The following is a 17,850-nucleotide window of genomic DNA, read 5'->3' as shown; positions in this document are numbered from 1 at the left end:
TCAATCGAGTAACCCCGCTTTGACCTTTCCAGTTTTGTCAGTCGTTTTCCATCTCTTGCACGATTTTTCAGTGTTTGGTACAACAAAATCGTACCTATAGCTCAGAAAGTCGTACCTGATGGGAACCATCAACGCCCGCAAGCGTAAAGACGGTAGCACAGCTTATACAGCGCAGATCCTGCGAAAGAAAGGCGGGGCGATTGTCTGGCGAGAGGCCAAGACTTTCGACCGGGAGCGGGAAGCCAAGGCGTGGATCCGCTTCCGCGAGTCCGAGCTCGACCGGCCAGGTGGGCTGGACAAGGTCACTGCCAAGACGTCAACCCTCGCTGACGCTATTGATCGATATAATAATGAAAAGAGCGAGATCGGGCGCACGAAGGCCCAAGTGCTGGAGACCATCAAGGATTTCGCCATTGCCGGGATGGATTGCAGCAGCATCCGTAGCGGCGACATCGTGGCGTTCGCCCAAGAGCTCTTGAGCGGTGGTCGCAAACCGCAAACGGTCGGCAATTACATTTCGCACCTGGCCGCGATCTTCCGCATCGCAAAGCCGGCTTGGGGGATGCAGTTGGACCAATCCGCGATGCGCGACGCTCAAGTCGTACTGCGCGATCTGGGAACGACTTCGAAGTCAGACAAGCGAGACAGGCGCCCGACGTTGGCCGAGCTCGACCTCCTCATGGAGTTCTTTGTCGAAAGGCAGACAAGGGCGCCACAGTCTGCGCCGATGCACAAAATCATCGCATTCGCGATATTCTCAACTCGTCGGCAGGAGGAGATCACGCGTATTGCCTGGGCGGATCTCGACAAAGCTCACGGGCGCGTCCTCGTCCGCGACATGAAGCATCCCGGACAGAAAAAGGGAAATGACGTATGGGTCGAGCTTCCGCCAGAGGCTTTGCGGATCATCGAAACAATGCCGAAGAAGAAGGACCGAATTTTTCCCTGCGGGACAGATGCTATCAGCGCCGCCTTTACGCGCGCTTGCCACACGTTGCAGATCGACGACCTGCGATTCCATGATCTCCGCCATGAAGGCGTGTCGCGTTTGTTTGAGACGGGGCGGACAATTCCGCTGGCGGCCAGCGTGAGCGGGCACAAGTCGTGGAGCAGCCTGCAGCGGTATAGCCACCTCCGCGAGGTGGGTGACAAATTCGAAAATTGGAAATGGTTAGACAGCATCTGCTCGTAGCTGACAGCGTTTGACATTTTTGTATGTTTACATCAGGCTTTCTTCATCGGCATCAGCAATGAAGGAGTGCGTCGAATACATGTCAACTGAGAAAATGAATACGGCCGAGGCTGCGAAGTACATCCTTAAGTCTCCATCCTGGCTGAACAAATCTCGTCTTAACGGATCGGGACCCGTATATTTGAAGGTCGGTGGATCTGTCATTTATCTTCTATCAGATCTGGACGCTTTCCTTTCGTCGCAGCGTCGAACGGCCGTTTACGACTTCAATAACGATAACAACCGAGCAGCTCTTCGCGTTGCCTGAGAGCGCCGCCTGATTTCTGGACAATTCAGCCAGCTCTGCCGACATAGCTTCCGCCACCACATCACCACCAGTTGCCGACCGGCCAGGCGCCGGCGAGGAGGAGAGACATTGCGCATTTCTGACATTCAAGGTCCGTCCCTTACCGAAGTCATCGCATTCACCATGATTGAGAAGCCCGAAGACGTCGCGATCGTTGAGCGTCAGGCGTCGGATCGAATGGCGGCAATTCGCGGCTGGTACGGCTGGCAGGTTGTCGACGTCGACGTCGTCGATGACGCTGACGAACTGGTGCGCCTAACCATCTCCGCCCAACCAGTCGGCGCCGGATACCGGGAAGAGGCGAAATTTACGTTCCTGACCGACCGAGATGGCAAGCGTCGATCAGCGCGGCTCGATGCTTTTCTCGCAGCTTGCGGCGTATCGGAGCGCATAGATGACACCCGAGAAATCAAGGGCCGCTTCTTCGCAACCAAGAATCGCGGCCGAGGCGCCAGAGACTTCGGACCGCTGACCAACGCGCTGGTCGGCTGACCATGATAGTCGCCAACATGACGCCTGCCGCCGATCCGGGCGGCGGGGCGATGAAGCACGTCGCAAATTTCGACCTGCAAATCACCGATGACATCAGGATCTGCGGAATGCGTCTGCTGATGGCGCCCGATGGTCGACTCCTGACCTATGCGCCCACGGCGCTGGGCGGTCGCCGGTCGGTGACATTTTCGCCCGAAACAGCCGCCGCAATCACCAGAACAGCCGCCAGTTATTTCCAGGAGCAAGTTACCGCCAATGACCGCAGCAGCACTGCAGCAGCCTGAAGTACCATCCCCTCTCGAAATCGCGCTCGGATATAACCGCCTCCAGTGGCCAGTCTTTCCCTGCCGCCACGCCCCTGAGGATGTTGCCGACCTGCAGACCGGTGAGATTGAGACGCGTGGCGCTAAGACACCGCTGATATCCAATGGCTTAAACGGCGCCTCCCTCAATGCGCCACTTATCGGAAGGTGGTGGGCGCGTTTCCCCGACGCCATGATAGGCATCCCCACAGGAAAGAAGATCGGCGCGTGGGTTCTCGACATCGACGTCCCGCCCGGGCATGCCGACGGCCGCCTTTGGCTCGCCGAGATGGAGGCAAGGCACGGTAAGCTTCCTCCCACGCGCACGGCCACAACGGCCAGCGGCGGCCGGCACTATTTCTGGAAATATAGCTCCGACGTGAAGAACCGAGCGTCGATCGGTCCTGGCGCCGATCTGCGAGGCGAGGGCGGCTACGTCATTGCTGCCGGCAGCGTCATGGCCGACGGCCGACGTTATGCCTGGGACAACGACTTCGACATCGCTGAGGCGCCATTGTGGCTGATAGAGCTGGCGACACCGCAGCAGTCGGCGCCGACGCCAGGTCAAGCCTTCGACTATCGTACCCGCGCTACCGATCGCTACGTGGAAGCAAGCGTCGACGACGAGCTACGCATCCTCGCGTCGACAGCGCAAGGCGGCCGTGGCCACCAGGTCAACGCATCGGCTTATAATCTTGGCCGTTTCGTCGGCGCCAACCTCTTGAGCCGCTCCGAAGCCGAGGCCGGTCTCTTTGCTGCAGCGCAAGCTAATGGTGTGGCGCAGAAGGATGGCGAGCGCGAGACGTGGGCCAAGATCCGGCGCGGGTTAGACGCGGGCATGCTGAAACCGAAGCACATCCCGGAACGAGAAGTTGCTGACAACACACCCCCGATGGATCACTCGCGGATGGTCGAGCGAGCGAGAGAGAAATCAGCTGCTCAAAAGCTAGAAGCGGCTAATGACAACGTCCCGTCAGCACCCACTATCACCGAGCTGCCGGTGGTCAACCCTGCTGACTGGCAAGGTAAGGAAGTGCCTCCTCGCGAGTGGTTCATTGCAGATTGGATACCTCACCGACAGGTGACAATCCTATCCGGCGATGGTGGCGTGGGTAAATCTCTGCTTGCGCTTCAGTTCGGCGCCGCGTCGGCGCTCGCGGTAGACACCGCAGGCCTTTCGCCCAAGCCAGGCAAGGTTCTGTATCTCGGCGCTGAGGACGAAGAGGATGAGTTCCATCGACGGCTTGCCGATATCGTCCGCGGACATGGGCGACATCTCTCCGACCTAAGCGATTTCCGGCTGGTGCCGATGGCCGATTTGGACGCCCTGTTGGCTGTTCCTGACGCTAAGGGGGTGCTGCAGCCGACGAAGGTCTGGACGAAATTCTGCGAGCTAGCTCGAAGCTTCGAGCCGCGTTTCATCGTTCTCGATACTGTCGCGGATCTCTTCGGCGGAGATGAGATCAAACGTGGGCAGGCGCGGCAATTTATTGGCATGCTTCGGAAGTTGGCCATTGAGCTGGACTGCTCGATCATGCTCCTGGCGCATCCATCGCAAGAGGGTATTCGATCCGGCACGGGATCGTCGGGCAGCACGGGATGGAAAAATAGCTCACGCTCCATGCTCTATTTCAGCCGGTCCGATGACAAGGAGGCGGACACAGATCTTCGGTTCCTGGCGAACAAAAAGATCAATTATGCCGGCGTCGGTAACGAAATCCGGCTCCGATGGGAAAGCGGATGTTTCGTTCCCGAGGTTGCTGGATCCTCACCGGCAATCGGACTGCTTAAGCGGCAGGCAGAGAGAACCTTCATTGATCTTCTTCGCACCTTCTCGAGAACCGGCCAGCATGTGGGGGCGTCGCCAGGGACAAACTTCGCACCGGCGAAAATGGCGAAGCATCCAAGCGCCGTGGGCGTCTCAAAGAAATCACTCGAAGCTGCAATGCAGCGGCTCCTGGAGGATGGGACAATCAAACTGGTTTGGGAAGGCCCGGCCTCGAAACAAAGACAGAGGCTAATCGTCACCGCGGATGATTATTTTTCACGAAAAAGGGACGAAGAGTGAATTTCCACCGACCCTTCCACCGGCCTTCCACCACCCTTCCACCGCGTTCCACCGACCCTTCCACCTCTCCCCCTATAACCCCCGGCGAGGTGGAAGCACCTCGCGGTGGTGGAAACCACCGCAGCGCTCCCACGCTCTGAAAGGAAAATATGATGATCCGCAGCAAGGTCCAGAACATAGGCGGCCCATTCCCAGGCAGGGGAGCCGCTCCAACCATGTCGCATAACAAAATCCTCCCCCGCGGGGAGCGAGCAGCATTCGAAAGGCTCAACGACGCTGCAGCGATGCGCCCGCACTTGACTGATGCTGGCAGCTTAGTGGCCGCGAATGACAACCTACCATCGACCGTGAAAGCGACGCCATGGACCAGCAAGGAGCTGAGGCTCACCAAACCCCAAGCGGATTTCCTGAAGACCGGCCAAAGCAGTGTCCATGGCCGAGTTCAAGACCGAACTGAGATTATCCTGGAGAGCAGACGAATGTTCGGTCCGTGGAAAAAGAACCCCGACGGAACTTACCATCGGCCGTTGTCGCCGAAGGGCATCGCAGCTCTTCAATACTGGAATGGGAAAAGGGGCCAGTAACATGGAACGCACCACCGCAGAACACCGCGCCGCTGTCGAAGCCTGGCGCGCCACGGCTCCCGGGAATGACCATGAAATCTTCGGACGCAAGCTGAAGACGGAAAAGCCACGCCACCGTGACCTTTCCGAGTTATCCGCGCTTCTTGCCATGCGGGGCAGACCGACGGGCGTGCTTGAGGATTCGGATCCTGCTGAAATTCCAACAATCTCTACCAACTGGCGCATCGTTCCCGCAAATGATAACCAGCCTCCAGAGGAGGCGGATGGTTTCGGCACAGAACGCGCCGTTGAATACGATCCTAGTCTCGATCTTGTTGAGGCTGAGATCGAACATCTACCGGTTCGCCATCGTGCGGAGCCGATGATCTTGCATGGCCTGTCATGGGGCGGTCGCATGGAAAAGGAAGTGCAATCCATCCCAACCGGTGGCGACATCGAGTACGGCATCCATGTGCTTGAGAGGGTGATTGATGGTGAGAAGGTACTCACCCGGCATAAGGTCATTACCCGCATTGGCCGGCTCCGCTTCAGTGACGGCAGCCAAACCGAAAAAGGTCAAAAGCTCTCGATCGATGGAAAAGTCGTCGAAGCCGATATGCCGATGCCCGTTGGCGCCATGCTCCGCTGCCGCGAAAAGTCAAAGCGCGACAAGGGTGGTGATGCCGACCCGTCGGGAAGCAATTTTCATTATCGTTGGATCGTAAAGGGTCGCGTCGCGCAGCCCCCGAAGCTTCATCCAAAGAAGGAAGAGCGCGTTGAGATCTCCAAGGAGGATGCGCGGAGGATGCTCGCTGAAGCGTATGCCAACACACCGGTTCTGCCGGAAGTGAAGCGATATCCAGATGGCTTCCCCTGTGGACCAACTAATCTTCGGCAGCTCTTCATCGGCGGTCGAAAAGGGAAGAAAGGTGAATCGGGAAGCCAAGCCTGGCAGGATATCTTCACAGAGCGCGAAAACCGAGAGACGTTCAACCGTGGCCTCGATGCCATGCAAGACGCGCACGTTCGAATTCTAACGGAAGCTATGTCGGCGAAAAGTCTCGGCGAACTCGGCGAGGCGCGTGGATACCGAGGCCGTCATGCGATTGATGCCGGACGGCGACTTTTGCGAGCAGCAAACGACAACTTCAACGAGGCGATGAAGCTGGCCGAGTATGCGGCGGAAGGATGAGTAGGGAAGTTTCCTGCAGTTCATCACCCTGTAGAGGTGAAGGGGTTGCGCAACTTGGTTGCGTTCCCCACACCTTTCCGGGCGCACAAACTGTTGCGACGGACGCTCGGCCAGCGATGAGTCGGGCGTAACTACCGCCACCGAGGCGCTCGCTGGACGTTATGAAGAAGTTCGGATGCTGTAGCGAAGGGGCCGAATAGCTGCAGCAGCCTGGCTTCCGCCATCTCGGTGAGATGGCGGCGCTTCGCGAAATCCTTTACCGACCACACGGGTTTGATTTCGACATTCTCGAGAGATTCAATCCGCTGCATGCTTACTCATCCTCCTACTGGCAGGAGGTGATATACGCATTACTAAATTAGAAAGATATAAAATAAGACATGCCGGCCGGATTAGTGCGCTCCCGGACACGCGCCGCAGCGTCTAGCGGATTTCGCTGACTTACGTTTACCCATTGCCTGGCGCTGCCTCCTCTCGGCGACGGGCAATCATGCGCCGGGCTCCCTTCGGGTTTGAGCTCGGCGCTTTCATTTCAGACAGCAACGCGTCGAGCGGCTTTGTCGCATGCCTTTCGGTCTGATCCGTATTGCTCAATGATCTGCCGGGCGTCTTCCAGGCTGATGCGATGTTTCTTTGCCAGGATCTTGACGTCATTTGTTTGAGCTGGCGCGGAGGCGCCTTTCTGGTTGGTCATCGTATTTCTCCTCGGAGATCGACAGGGCATCTGCGCGTCTAGCGCCCCATGTCGACATTTCTCTCCCTATTTCTTGAGACGCTCGGCGGCCCTGTTGGCCTTATTGCGGTCGGATCCATGACGCTTTACGATCTTCTCAGCTTCGTCGCGACTTATGCCGTGTTTGCGGGCGAAATAACTGACTTCGTAAGGTTCACTCGCGGATATCCTCCGGCGGTCTGCGGCGCCTCGTTTGGACTTATCATCAGCCATTGCTGTTTCCTCCAGTTGAGGAGTTCGAACGCTTGAGCAGTTCGACGGTTCCTGCGGCTGCTCAACTGCGATTGCGGTTTTGAGCGGCCGCTTTTCGTTTTGTGGTGAGATGAATGGGTAGGCTATCAACGCTTAAGCCTCGCCTATCATCAGCGCCACATACAGTCACCAGGGCCGAGCCAATCACCAGAGAGCAGGAGCGTGCACAGCGCGCACCATGGCGCAGGTGGTATGGTCTGAAGCGCTGGCGAGACATGCGGTGGGATGTTCTGGTCGAGGCTGCATTCCAATGTCAGATGTGTGCTCGCGTAGAGGGCGATACATCTAAGCTGGTAGCCGACCATCGCAAGCCACATCGGGGTGATCCAGCGCTATTCTGGGATCGAAACAATCTGTGGTGTTTATGTGAAGCTTGTCACTCGACAGAGAAGCAGAAGGAGGAGCAGTCAGCCCCTCCTGGCGTGTGGTGGTGACCCCACCCGGGGGTCAAATGTTCACAACCTCTCGGTTCGCCGAACCCGCGTCCCCCTCACGTAAAACTAAAATTCCGATTTTTGATTTTTTTGTCACTGGAAAGTAGCCAATGGCCAGCGGTGGATTTCGTGCTGGGGCCGGGCGCCCAAAAGGCGCGAAAGCCCCTAAGGCAAAGCCAATCAAGGTGGCGCCAGACATAAAAAAAGCGGCGCGCCAGTCTGGCATGTCTCCTCTGGATTACATGCTTACCGTCATGAACAACAACGAAGTGGACAGCGAGCGCCGAGACAGGATGGCGATCGCCGCCGCGCCATACGTCCACGCGAAGGCGTCGGATGCGGTTGGCGGCAAGAAGGAGCAGGCGCAAACAGAAGCCGAGCGACTAGCTGGCGACGGCAAGTTTGCAGTTCCGGCACCGCCGAAGGGGTGATGATGCAATGGTCGACGGCTTGCCCTGATTGGGAGGATAGAATCAGGGCGCGCAAGTCTCTGGTGCCGCTTCCGCTGTTTAAGGATGAGGCCGCGGAGGCTCTGGCTGTCTTCAAGTCGCTCAAGATCGTTGATGCCCCAGGCCAGCCAACTTTCGGCGAGGCGTGCGAGCAATGGGTTTTTGACTTCGTCTCTGCGATTTTTGGCGCCTACGACACCAAAACCGGACAGCGGCTCATTCGAGAGTTCTTCTTGCTCATCAGCAAGAAAAATTCGAAGTCGACCCTCGCGGCAGGCATCATGGTCACGGCGCTGGTTCGAAATTGGCGTCAGTCCGCTGAACTTCTGATTCTGGCGCCCACAAAGGAAGTCGCTGACAACGCCTACAAGCCTGCCTCAGACATGATCAGAGCCGACGAAGAGTTGAGCCGCATCATGCATCCGCAGGATCACTATCGACTGATCACGCACCGCACCACCAAGGCCACGCTAAAGGTGGTGGCGGCGGACAGCGATACGGTATCTGGCAAAAAGGCGTCATTCGTCCTCGTCGATGAGCTATGGCTCTTCGGAAAGAAGGAGAAGGCAGACGCCATGTTGCGCGAAGCGACGGGCGGCCTGGTCTCGCGGCCAGAAGGTTTCGTCATCTACCTGTCGACGCAGTCAGACGAGCCTCCGGCCGGCGTCTTCAAGGCGAAGCTAAACTATTATCGCTCGGTACGCGACGGCGAGATCAAGGACAACAAGAGCCTTGGCGCCCTTTATGAATTCCCGCCCTCCATGATTGAGCGGGAAGAGTATCTGGATCCCGAGAATTTTTACATCACCAACCCCAATATCGGGCGCTCGGTGAGCAAGGAATGGATCGCCGACGAACTTCAGAAGGTTTTGACCGGCGAGGGCGATTCCAAGCAAACATTTCTTTCAAAGCATCTCAATGTTGAGATTGGCCTCAATCTTAGGGCCGACCGTTGGCCTGGTGCAGATTACTGGCTGGGCGGCGCATCGCAGCTTTCGCTGGAAACTTTGCTTGAAAGGTCTGAAGTCGTCACAGTCGGCATCGATGGCGGTGGCCTGGACGACCTTTTTGGCTTGGCGGTCATCGGGCGAGATAAGTCAACCCGCGACTGGCTCTGCTGGTCGAAGGCGTGGGCGCATGATGACGTCTTGACGAGACGTAAGGATATCGCCTCGGCACTGATGGACTTTGCGAAAGACGGCGATCTGGTGATTTGTGGCGACGCACTGCAGCCGATCACCGACGCAGCCACCATCGTCGAGCAGGTAAAGGCTAGCGGGCTTCTGCCGGATGCATATGGCGTCGGTCTCGACCCCTACGGCGTGGGTGCACTTATCGATGAATTGTCGTTAAGGGGGATTGAGGGCGACGTCTTGACCGCAATTCGGCAGGGCGCGGCCCTGTCGCCGGCCTCATGGGGCCTTGAGATCAAGCTCAAGAACAAAACGTTCTGGCATTCCGGCTCGCGCCTCATGAATTGGTGCGTGGGTAACGCAAAGACTGAGGTTCGCGGTGGCGCGGTGTTAATCACCAAGCAAACGGCGGGCCGAGCGAAGATCGACCCGCTGGTGGCCGTGTTCAACGCGGCAATTTTGATGACCCGCAACCCGGAAGCGCGCAATGGCGTGTCGTTCTGGGAGATGCTTGATCCTAACGTCGACTACTCGCAAGCCGCCTGATGCCCACCGGGCAATTTCAATAACAAGGAATGCCCATGGGTATCATTGATAGGCTGCTCGGCCGTAAGGTCGAGGAGAAGGGTGTGTCGTTTGACCCAGTCTGGCTGAATTGGTTCGGCTCTCGCCAGTCAAAAGCCGGCGTAGCGGTCAGTTGGGAGCGCGCTCTCGACGTTTCGACGGTATTCGCCTGCCTTCGCGTTATCGCTAATGGCGTTTCGCAAGTGCCGTTGCAGGTCATGAAGGAGTTGCCAGACGGCAAGGGCACTGTCCCGGCGCCTGATCACCCTCTTTACAAGGTCTTGAATCGTCGCCCAAACCAGTGGATGACGGCCTTTGAGCTCCTTGAGACCATGATTTTCCATGTTGCCCTGACAGGCAACGCGTTCTTTTACAAAAACATGGTCCGCGGCAAGGTCAAGGAGTTAATTCCGATCGATCCTGGCTCCGTTTCCATCACGCGGAACAACGATTATTCGTTGACGTACCGTGTTAGCGGCCTCGATGGCCGCTCGATGGACTTTCCGCAGTCGATGATTTGGCACGTCAAAGGCCCGTCATGGGACACCTGGCGCGGCCTGGATGCCGTTCGGCAGGCCAGGGAAGCAATCGGGCTTACAATCGCGACGGAAAACACGCAAGCCGAGATGCACGCCAACGGGCTGCAGACTTCCGGTGTTTTTTCCACGACAGAGAAGTTGGGGCCGGAAAAGTACATCGAGATCCAGAAATGGATCGCAGCACAAATCGGCGGAGCCAACAAGCACAAGCCATTTGTGATCGATTCCGGCCTGACTTGGACGCCGCAATCGATGACTGGCGTCGACGCCCAGCATCTCGAGACGCGAAAATTCCAGACTGAGCAGGTTTGTCAGTCATTCGGCGTTTTTCCGCAGATGATTGGCCACGCAGGGCAGGCAATGACGTTTGCCAGCGCCGAGCAGGTGTTTCTTGCGCACGTGGTCCACACTTTGGGTCCGTGGTGGCGCAGGATCGAGGAGTCGATCGACGCAAATCTGCTTGACGGCGAGGAGGATGAAGGTTTTTGCGCGAAATTCAACGCGAATGGCCTTCTCAAGGGAGCGGCAAAGGACCGCAGCGAGTTCTATTCGAAGGCGCTGGGCTCGGGCGGGTCGCCTGCCTGGATGACGCCGAATGAAATTCGCGCGCTTGAGGACATGAATCCGATCGCAGGCGGCGACGAATTGCCAAAACCCACGAATGTTGCCGGTGCAATGCCGCCAAAGCCGGAAGACGGCAAGCAGGATCCCAAAACATGACGACAAACAAAGGTGTCGGTGTCATTGAGCACCGCAGTTTTGGTCTTGGCGAGCTAAAAGTCGCTGACATTGCCGCTTCAGACGGCGAAATGACGTTTTCCGGATATGGCGCCGTGTTCAACAACGTCGATGCTGGCGATGACCTTATCTTGAAAGGCGCCTTCGCCGAAACGATCAAATCGGCGAAATCGACCGGAATTTGGCCAGCAATGCTGTCTCAGCATGGCGTTTACGGCAGCCAAATGACCCCGATCGGGGTCTGGACCGAGATGAAAGAGGACGATATCGGCCTCTATGTCGAGGGAAAGTTGGCGAATACCGAGCGTGGTCGCGAGGTCTACGAGCTTCTGAAGATGAAGCCGAGGCCTGCTATCTCCGGCCTGTCAATAGGCTACCGAGCCAAGGAATGGACGCTCCGCAGCACGCCGACCGAGCCGCGCCGGACGCTGAAAGCGGTTGATTTGCTGGAATGTAGCCTTGTGACGTTCCCAATGAACGGCAAGGCGCGCGTTCTGAGCGTGAAATCCGAGTTTAATCCGCGAGAAATCGAAGACAGCCTGCGAGATGCAGGCCTGTCGCGGGCTGACAGCGTGAAAGCTGTTGCGGTCTTCAAAAGCATGCTGCTTCGCGATGAAGCAGAGCCGGATACGGATCTTCGTGATGAAGAGGAAGCGGCAATCAAGAGCGACGCCCAGCTGACCGAGCTGGCGGAGCGCATCAAGGCGCTGATCGCCTAACGGCGGCACGCTCTTTAACCACACCACCACATCATCAGGAGATCAAATATGGCTGAAAAGTCTGCTATTGAGCAGGTCATGTCTGCATTCGAGGAATTCAAAGCGGCCAACGACAATCGCATCAAGGAAATCGAGAAGAAGGGCGTCGCCGACGTCGTTCTGACCGAGAAGGTTGGGCGCATCAATGCGGCCATGGACAAGTTCGAAGACGCCAACAAGAAGGCGACCGCCGAACTGCTCGAGACCAAGAAGGCCCTCGACGACGAAAGGAAGCACGTCGACGAGCTCGAGGAAAAGCTCAACCGAATGGCGCTTGTCGGTGCAAATGACAATTTCCGCCGAGGCGAAATCAAGTCCAAGGCGAATACATGGGCTCGAGCTGTCTTCGATGCATCTGTCATTGGCCGGCACAGCATCAACACTGACCAGCAGAAGGCTCTTGCCGATGTTGATGCAGAATACAAGGCCCTCGGCATCTCGAATGACACGACCGGTGGCTACCTTGCGCCGGTTGAATACATCCGCGAGATCATCAAAAGCGTGACCGACGTCTCGCCAGTTCGCTCACTCGCTCGCGTTCGCCAAACTGCGTCCAAGGCGATTCAGATACCGAAGCGCACCGGCCAATTCGCCGCACAGTGGGTTGCTGAGCAGGGCACGAGGTCTGAGACCGACGGCCTGCGTTACGGCATGTGGGAAATCCCGACCCATGAGATGTACGCTCTGATCGATATCTCCAACCAGAACTTGGAAGATTCCGCATTCAACATGGAAGCGGAAATCAATTTCGAGGCGACGGAACAGTTCGCCGTCGCAGAGGGTGCCGCTTTCGTTTCCGGCAATGGCGTCGGCAAGCCCGAGGGCTTCCTCATTGCTTCTGGCGTTTCAGGCAGCAACTCCGGTTCGGCTACCACGATCGCTGATGCTGACGGCCAGGCAGACGGCCTGCTCAAGCTGAAGTACGGCCTCAAGACCGCCTACACGCGCAACGCATCGTGGGCTCTGAACCGCACCACGCTGGGCTCTGTGCGCCGCCTGAAGGACGGACAGAAAAACTACATCTGGATGCCCGGCATCGCTCTCGGCCGCCCGAACACGATCGATGGCGACCCCTATGTCGAAGTTCCGGACATGCCAAACGAAGGCGCCGGCACTACGCCTGTTGCTTACGGCGATTTCGCCCGCGGTTATACGCTGGTCGATCGGATCCAGATGGAAATGCTGCGCGATCCTTACACTCAGGCGACGAGCGGCAACGTTCGCTTCATCTTCCGCCGCCGTCTTGGCGGTCAGGTTGTCCTGGCTGAAGCTATCCGCAAGCTGACCTGCTCGGTCTAAGCCAACAGCGGGCGGCCTTAGCGCCGCCCATTTCCAACTGAGAAGGAGATAGCCTGATGGCTTCCAGAGATCTTCATAATAATCTCGGTGTAGCTGTCGCGCTCAACATTGGCGCGATTTCCAGCAACACCACCACGAACGGCGCAATCATCGACACCCAGGGTTTCGAGTCCGTCGAATTCGTTATTCAGTCTGGCACACTCACCGACGGCTCGTATGCGCCGACGATCACCGAGGGCGACCAGGCAAACCTCTCCGACGGCTCAGCCACCGCAGCAGCTGACCTGCTCGGCACGGCGGCCAGCGCCACTTTCGCCGCCACTGACGACAACGTCGCCAAGAAAATCGGCTACAAAGGCGGCAAGCGTTATATTCGCCTGAACATCGTTTCTACCGGCGTCACGACGGGCGGCACCCTCGGCGCCACCGCCATCAAGGGCAACGCTCGCAATAGGCCGGTGGCTTAATGATTCATCGGGTCGTGAAGCCGTTCCCATTTTCTGAGAATGGCTTCACGCTCGTTGACCTGAATGTGGGCGACGAGCGTGATTTTGGCTTGATGGCCGACGGCCTCGTTGCCGAAGGATGGGTTGAGGTAGTCGACGTCGCTGACGAAGCTGGAAAAGCCGACGCTGAGCCCGTCGCGACAAAGCCGGAACCTCGAAATCGCAGGGTGAAGTGAAATGGGTTTGCGCCTTATTACGGCGGTCGCGCCGATTATCAGCACGGCTGACGCAAAGGCGCACCTTCGTGTGCTGCACAGCGATGATGACGCTTACATCGACGGCCTAATCGCCGCGGCGGGCGACTGGCTCTTTGGTGAAAACAGTTGGCTTGGCAGGTCTGCCACATCATCAGAATGGGAGTATACGCTGTGCGAGTTCCCGTCTGGAAAGCTGGACATTCCTAAGCCTCCACTCGTGTCAGTGAGTGGGGTCTTCTATACGCCTCCGGATGGAGGTTCAGAGCAGGAAATTACTGTTTTCCGAACGATAGGCGAGGGCGGCAATGGATACATTCTCCCAGCCAAAAACGCTGAGTGGCCAGAAACTGACGGCGAACCCGAATCGGTTCGAATAGAATTCACGGCCGGATATGCGGCTCTGCCGGCATCAATCAAACACGCGGCACTCCTTTTGATCGGCCATTGGTACGAAAACCGAGAGGCTGCGACAGAGGCGAAGCTGAGCGACATCCCCATGGCGGTTGATGCGCTCCTAATGCCCTACAGGAACTGGCCCGCTTAAGGGCCGCAGGAGACTTTCCCATGGCAGATCTCGTAATCACAGCCGCGAACGTCGTGGCTGGCACCGGTGTGCCGACAAAGACAGGCGTCGCGGGCGCAGCAATTGCCGCCGGCGACATCGTCTATCTAGACACCGCGACGACCGGCAAATGGCAACTTGCCGACAGTGATGCGGCAACCGCGGAAGCACGCGGCCAGACCGGTAATATCGGTATTGCGCTCAACAGCGCGGCCGCAAATCAGCCGATCGTCGTTCAGACAGAAGGCCCAGTAACGCTCGGCGCCGTTCTGACGGCCGGCATAGCCTATTACCTCTCCGACACGCCAGGCAAGCTTTGCCCGGTAGCTGACATCACTGGTGGCGACTATTACACGCTTGTCGGCCTTGCGGCTTCGACGACTGTTCTCAATGTCGATTTCCAGTATAGCGGCGTTGCGAGCCCGTAATGCCAGCAGGCGCTCTGAAAGAGCGCGTCTCCTTTGCGGTGCGCAATGAGCAGGATGACGGCTACGGCAACACCGTGGCCGACTGGATTGAGCAGTTTCAAGAGGCTGCTGAGTTCATCCATATGCGGGGCGGCGAGGCGGTTATTTCCGCGCGCTTGGAGAACAGACATCCGCAGGTCATCCGTGTCAGGGCAAACACTGCCACGAGACGTGTAACAGCCGACTGGCGCATCACGGACGCGCGGACGCGCGCCGAGTACGCGATCCATGACGTGACGCGCTCCACCGACAACAAATGGATCGACTTCCTTTGCGAGCGCGGCGTTGTCGCGTAGCGAAGGCCGGAGCGACGAATGGTGCAGGGCATAAGCGACCTGAATAAGAGGGTTGCCCAGATACCCAAGCGCATCGAGCTCGCTGCTCGCGGCGCCATGGAGAAGGGCGCCGATGAATTGGTCGCGATGATGAAGCGGCTGGTTCCGAAAGATACCGGCGATCTGCGCGATAGCATCGGTTGGACCTGGGGCAACGCTCCGGCCGGCTCAAAGGTTATCGCACAAAGCGACCCGAATGAGCGCGGCCTGCGCATCACGGTCTATGCCGGTAGCCAGAAAGCTTTCTATGCTGCCTGGGTTGAGTTCGGGACGGCGCCGCATAACGTGGCCAAGGGCGGCGGCAACAAGAGCTTCAGCGGCGACGCAACAGGCCATCCTGGTGCGCACGCGCAACCGTTCTTTTTCCCATCATACCGGTCGCTGCGAAAGCGCATTCAGGACCGCATCAAGCGGCAGACACGCGCCGCCATGAGATTGCAAGGGCCGCCTATCGCGGCGGAGGCTGATTGATGGCTGAGGCGCCGCAGACAGAACTGCAGAAGCTTGTCTATGACACGCTTCGCCTGAATTCCGACATCTCCGGCCTGGTCGGCGGCGTCTACGACAATGTGCCGGCTGACCCTTTCAAGACCAGAACGGCATACATCAGCTTCGGTCCTTCCGATACCGTTGAGGATGGCGCCGACTGCGTCACTAGCGGCCTGCATACGTTACAGATCGACATCTGGAGCAAGGCCGTCGGGCAGGTAGAAGCCAAGCGGCTCATCCATTTCGTGACCAAGGCGCTGCACCTGCAGGATCTCCTGCTCACGGATAATGCGCTTGCCGAGATCATGGTCGAATTCAGCCGCGTCTTCACCGATTCCGATGGTCTCACGACCCACGGCATTGTGAGTGTCACGGCGAGCATTCAGGAGCCGGATTGATGGCCTGGGCCGTATTCCACGAAGAGGTCCACTGGAGCCGGCCGGATAGCCGTTTCGGCTTTCATGCAAGGGCAAAGCCCGAGCCTCAAAACTTCCCGCATGACTTCGTCGATTATGCCGTCTCGATCGGCCGGGCGACGAAGACAAGACCGCCTAAGCGGCAAGAGAAACCAAAGGTGGGCGCGTAGCCCATGACCGGCCGCCCACCGCGGCGGCTTTTTATTGGAGAATTCAATGACAAGGGCTACGACTGCCAACTTTCATCAACTTGTCCTGGAAGTGGAAACCGCCGCAGGCAGTGGAGTTTATTCCCGCATCTGCGGCCTGACTTCGCGCGGCATTAACCGCCAGCACAATATGTCGACGTCTGAGGTTCCAGACTGTGACGACGAATCTATGCCGGCCGCCGTCGAGCGCGCCGTTCAGTCGTCCGAAGCGACCATTTCGGCATCAGGCGTTTGGGCCGCGCAGAGCCACGAGTTGCTCCTCGACTGGTGGGAATCTGGTCAGACAAAGAGCATCCGTATTCACCACGTGAATGCAGCCGTCGGTGACACCGAGTACGAAACAGGAAATGCATACCTCGTCTCGATCAATAACCAAGCCGAGCGCGGCACCAAGGTCACAGCTGAGCTTTCGATCGAATTCGACGGCATCCCGACTCGGACGATGAAGCCATAAATTGCATATAGGCGGCTCGCCGCCTATATGCCGTGTTGTTCGGCTAGGGTAGCTCCCGAAAAGCGGTCATCCAGCCGCCTGCCGAACGCTACATCTGGATAGCGAGAGGGATACTTGCGATGGAATATTACACGTACGTTTGGCGTGATGCGGCTGGCGTGCCTTTCTATGTTGGAAAGGGCAAGGGCAAGCGTGCGCACAACACCACTCGTCGATCGGTTGATTTCAAAGAGATTTATGCCAAGGGCGGGTGCTCGGTAGAGATCCTGGATTTGTTTATTCACGAATCGCAGGCGCATGCTCACGAAGTTGAATTGATTGAGTTGTACGGGCGTCGACCTTTCGGCGGCACACTTGTCAACATGACTGACGGTGGTGAAGGAACAAGCGGACGCAAGCTTAATGACGAGGCGCGAGCGAAGATCAGTGCCGCCGCCAAGGCAAGGGGAATTCCCAGCGAGACGCGCGCTAGGCTAATCGAGGCCACTCGCGGAAAAAAGCACACAGAAGAGCATAAATCCAAGATAAGCGCGGCGCTGACTGGTCGTCATCGTCCAAGTGAGACGCGTGATAGGATCAGCTTATCGCGTCGCATGATGGGTCCAAAAGATGGCTTTAAGGGCGTGGTTTTCAGCACTGAGGCAAACAAATGGATGGCCCGCATAAGGGTTGACGGAGAGACGAAATATCTTCGATGCCACAGCGTCCCAGAAGATGCAGCTCGCGCATACGACAAGGCCGCATTCGAGGCATGGGGCTTTGACTGCTACCTGAATTTTCCGGAAGATTTCGAGACAAGGAAGTCCGCATGAGAGGCTCTGAATCCATCGTTTGGCCGGGCGGAGAGCATTCTTTCCGCCTTGGCATCGGCGAGCTGCGCGCCATCGAGCAGCGCAGCGACGCCGGTTGCGCCGTTGTGCTGATGCGGTTGCTTGGCCAGCAGTGGAAAATTGACGATGTCATCCAGCCGATCCGGTTGGGGCTAATCGGCGGCGGCATGCCGGAGCGCGAAGCGCAGACGGCCCTCGACAAGGCACTTGATGTCGCCAGTCTCTATTCACTTGCCGTGACGGCAGCAGACATTCTGCGCCGCTTCATCATGTGGGAAACGGATGATCAGCCAGGCGGTGAGCCGGGGGAGTAGGAAGCGGGGCAGGTGAC

Annotated in this window: 24 protein-coding genes; 21 read left to right on the top strand and 3 right to left on the bottom strand. The window is 57.9% G+C overall.

The annotated features are described in order from the left end of the window. Nucleotides 1-118: 118 nt before the first annotated feature. The 5 genes from J2J99_RS13680 to J2J99_RS13660 all read left to right on the top strand — a co-directional run bounded on the left by J2J99_RS13680 (nt 119) and on the right by J2J99_RS13660 (nt 6,155). On the top strand, nt 119-1,192 hold the full coding sequence (locus tag J2J99_RS13680) for a site-specific integrase (protein ID WP_168302021.1): 1,074 nt from the start codon (nt 119-121) through the stop codon (nt 1,190-1,192). A 415-nt stretch (nt 1,193-1,607) separates the two neighbouring features. Beyond that, on the top strand, nt 1,608-2,030 hold the full coding sequence (locus tag J2J99_RS13675) for a hypothetical protein (protein ID WP_168302022.1): 423 nt from the start codon (nt 1,608-1,610) through the stop codon (nt 2,028-2,030). A gap of 17 nt (nt 2,031-2,047) precedes the next feature. Beyond that, nucleotides 2,048-2,314, top strand: a complete 267-nt coding sequence (locus J2J99_RS13670; protein WP_246735458.1) for a hypothetical protein — start codon at nt 2,048-2,050, stop codon at nt 2,312-2,314. Then, entirely contained in the window at nt 2,286-4,400 is a 2,115-nt protein-coding gene (locus J2J99_RS13665) for a bifunctional DNA primase/polymerase (protein ID WP_168302024.1), read from the top strand. Before J2J99_RS13670 ends, J2J99_RS13665 begins: the two co-directional genes overlap by 29 nt. A gap of 585 nt (nt 4,401-4,985) precedes the next feature. Continuing rightward, nucleotides 4,986-6,155, top strand: coding sequence for a hypothetical protein (locus tag J2J99_RS13660; protein WP_205919268.1), 1,170 nt, complete (start codon nt 4,986-4,988; stop codon nt 6,153-6,155). Between the two features lie 131 nt (nt 6,156-6,286). Here the strand turns inward: J2J99_RS13660 and J2J99_RS34005 are convergent, their stop codons facing one another. The 3 genes from J2J99_RS34005 to J2J99_RS13650 form a co-directional block, all read right to left on the bottom strand. Beyond that, nucleotides 6,287-6,466, bottom strand: a complete 180-nt coding sequence (locus J2J99_RS34005) for a hypothetical protein (RefSeq protein WP_168302025.1) — start codon at nt 6,464-6,466, stop codon at nt 6,287-6,289. Nucleotides 6,467-6,687: 221 nt separating this feature from the next. Next, nucleotides 6,688-6,849, bottom strand: coding sequence for a hypothetical protein (locus tag J2J99_RS13655; RefSeq protein WP_168302026.1), 162 nt, complete (start codon nt 6,847-6,849; stop codon nt 6,688-6,690). A 66-nt stretch (nt 6,850-6,915) separates the two neighbouring features. Continuing rightward, the gene (locus tag J2J99_RS13650; RefSeq protein WP_168302027.1) at nt 6,916-7,101 is read right to left on the bottom strand and encodes a DUF3606 domain-containing protein; all 186 of its coding nucleotides are present in this window, start codon (nt 7,099-7,101) and stop codon (nt 6,916-6,918) included. A gap of 113 nt (nt 7,102-7,214) precedes the next feature. On the opposite strand from J2J99_RS13650, the gene J2J99_RS34585 reads away from it, so the two are divergent. The 16 genes from J2J99_RS34585 to J2J99_RS13570 all read left to right on the top strand — a co-directional run bounded on the left by J2J99_RS34585 (nt 7,215) and on the right by J2J99_RS13570 (nt 17,833). Beyond that, nucleotides 7,215-7,574 (top strand): HNH endonuclease, encoded by a 360-nt coding sequence (locus J2J99_RS34585; protein WP_168302028.1) that lies wholly within the window; start codon nt 7,215-7,217, stop codon nt 7,572-7,574. Between the two features lie 110 nt (nt 7,575-7,684). Then, the gene (locus J2J99_RS13640) at nt 7,685-8,005 is read left to right on the top strand and encodes a hypothetical protein (RefSeq protein WP_168302029.1); all 321 of its coding nucleotides are present in this window, start codon (nt 7,685-7,687) and stop codon (nt 8,003-8,005) included. Next, a complete protein-coding gene (locus J2J99_RS13635; protein ID WP_168302030.1) occupies nt 8,005-9,702 on the top strand; it encodes a terminase large subunit in 1,698 nt (565 codons plus the stop codon). Before J2J99_RS13640 ends, J2J99_RS13635 begins: the two co-directional genes overlap by 1 nt. A gap of 35 nt (nt 9,703-9,737) precedes the next feature. Further along, the gene (locus J2J99_RS13630) at nt 9,738-10,979 is read left to right on the top strand and encodes a phage portal protein (RefSeq protein ID WP_168302031.1); all 1,242 of its coding nucleotides are present in this window, start codon (nt 9,738-9,740) and stop codon (nt 10,977-10,979) included. Beyond that, nucleotides 10,976-11,716: an HK97 family phage prohead protease gene (locus tag J2J99_RS13625; protein WP_168302032.1), complete on the top strand. Its 741-nt coding sequence runs from the start codon at nt 10,976-10,978 to the stop codon at nt 11,714-11,716. Before J2J99_RS13630 ends, J2J99_RS13625 begins: the two co-directional genes overlap by 4 nt. 48 nt (nt 11,717-11,764) lie before the next feature. Continuing rightward, nucleotides 11,765-13,054, top strand: a complete 1,290-nt coding sequence (locus tag J2J99_RS13620) for a phage major capsid protein (RefSeq protein WP_168302033.1) — start codon at nt 11,765-11,767, stop codon at nt 13,052-13,054. A 56-nt stretch (nt 13,055-13,110) separates the two neighbouring features. After that, nucleotides 13,111-13,521, top strand: coding sequence for a hypothetical protein (locus J2J99_RS13615; protein ID WP_168302034.1), 411 nt, complete (start codon nt 13,111-13,113; stop codon nt 13,519-13,521). Next, nucleotides 13,521-13,736: a hypothetical protein gene (locus tag J2J99_RS13610; protein WP_168302035.1), complete on the top strand. Its 216-nt coding sequence runs from the start codon at nt 13,521-13,523 to the stop codon at nt 13,734-13,736. Before J2J99_RS13615 ends, J2J99_RS13610 begins: the two co-directional genes overlap by 1 nt. Nucleotide 13,737: 1 nt before the next feature. After that, nucleotides 13,738-14,301: a head-tail connector protein gene (locus tag J2J99_RS13605; protein ID WP_168302036.1), complete on the top strand. Its 564-nt coding sequence runs from the start codon at nt 13,738-13,740 to the stop codon at nt 14,299-14,301. Between the two features lie 20 nt (nt 14,302-14,321). Beyond that, the gene (locus tag J2J99_RS13600) at nt 14,322-14,747 is read left to right on the top strand and encodes a hypothetical protein (RefSeq protein ID WP_168302037.1); all 426 of its coding nucleotides are present in this window, start codon (nt 14,322-14,324) and stop codon (nt 14,745-14,747) included. Next, nucleotides 14,747-15,082, top strand: a complete 336-nt coding sequence (locus J2J99_RS13595) for a head-tail adaptor protein (protein WP_168302038.1) — start codon at nt 14,747-14,749, stop codon at nt 15,080-15,082. The genes J2J99_RS13600 and J2J99_RS13595 overlap by 1 nt, the downstream gene beginning before the upstream one ends. Nucleotides 15,083-15,100: 18 nt before the next feature. After that, a complete protein-coding gene (locus tag J2J99_RS13590) occupies nt 15,101-15,592 on the top strand; it encodes an HK97-gp10 family putative phage morphogenesis protein (RefSeq protein ID WP_168302039.1) in 492 nt (163 codons plus the stop codon). Further along, a complete protein-coding gene (locus J2J99_RS13585) occupies nt 15,592-16,008 on the top strand; it encodes a DUF3168 domain-containing protein (protein ID WP_168302040.1) in 417 nt (138 codons plus the stop codon). Before J2J99_RS13590 ends, J2J99_RS13585 begins: the two co-directional genes overlap by 1 nt. 234 nt (nt 16,009-16,242) lie before the next feature. After that, complete coding sequence (locus J2J99_RS13580) at nt 16,243-16,689, top strand: phage tail tube protein (RefSeq protein WP_168302042.1); 447 nt, start codon at nt 16,243-16,245, stop codon at nt 16,687-16,689. A 119-nt stretch (nt 16,690-16,808) separates the two neighbouring features. Continuing rightward, the gene (locus tag J2J99_RS13575; protein WP_168302043.1) at nt 16,809-17,501 is read left to right on the top strand and encodes an NUMOD3 domain-containing DNA-binding protein; all 693 of its coding nucleotides are present in this window, start codon (nt 16,809-16,811) and stop codon (nt 17,499-17,501) included. Further along, on the top strand, nt 17,498-17,833 hold the full coding sequence (locus J2J99_RS13570; protein WP_168302044.1) for a gene transfer agent family protein: 336 nt from the start codon (nt 17,498-17,500) through the stop codon (nt 17,831-17,833). The genes J2J99_RS13575 and J2J99_RS13570 overlap by 4 nt, the downstream gene beginning before the upstream one ends. Nucleotides 17,834-17,850: the final 17 nt, after the last annotated feature.

The organism is Rhizobium binae (genome assembly GCF_017357225.1).
Lineage (GTDB): Bacteria > Pseudomonadota > Alphaproteobacteria > Rhizobiales > Rhizobiaceae > Rhizobium > Rhizobium binae.
Note: the sequence above shows the minus strand (reverse complement) of the source record. Positions and strands in the feature narration are given on the sequence as shown.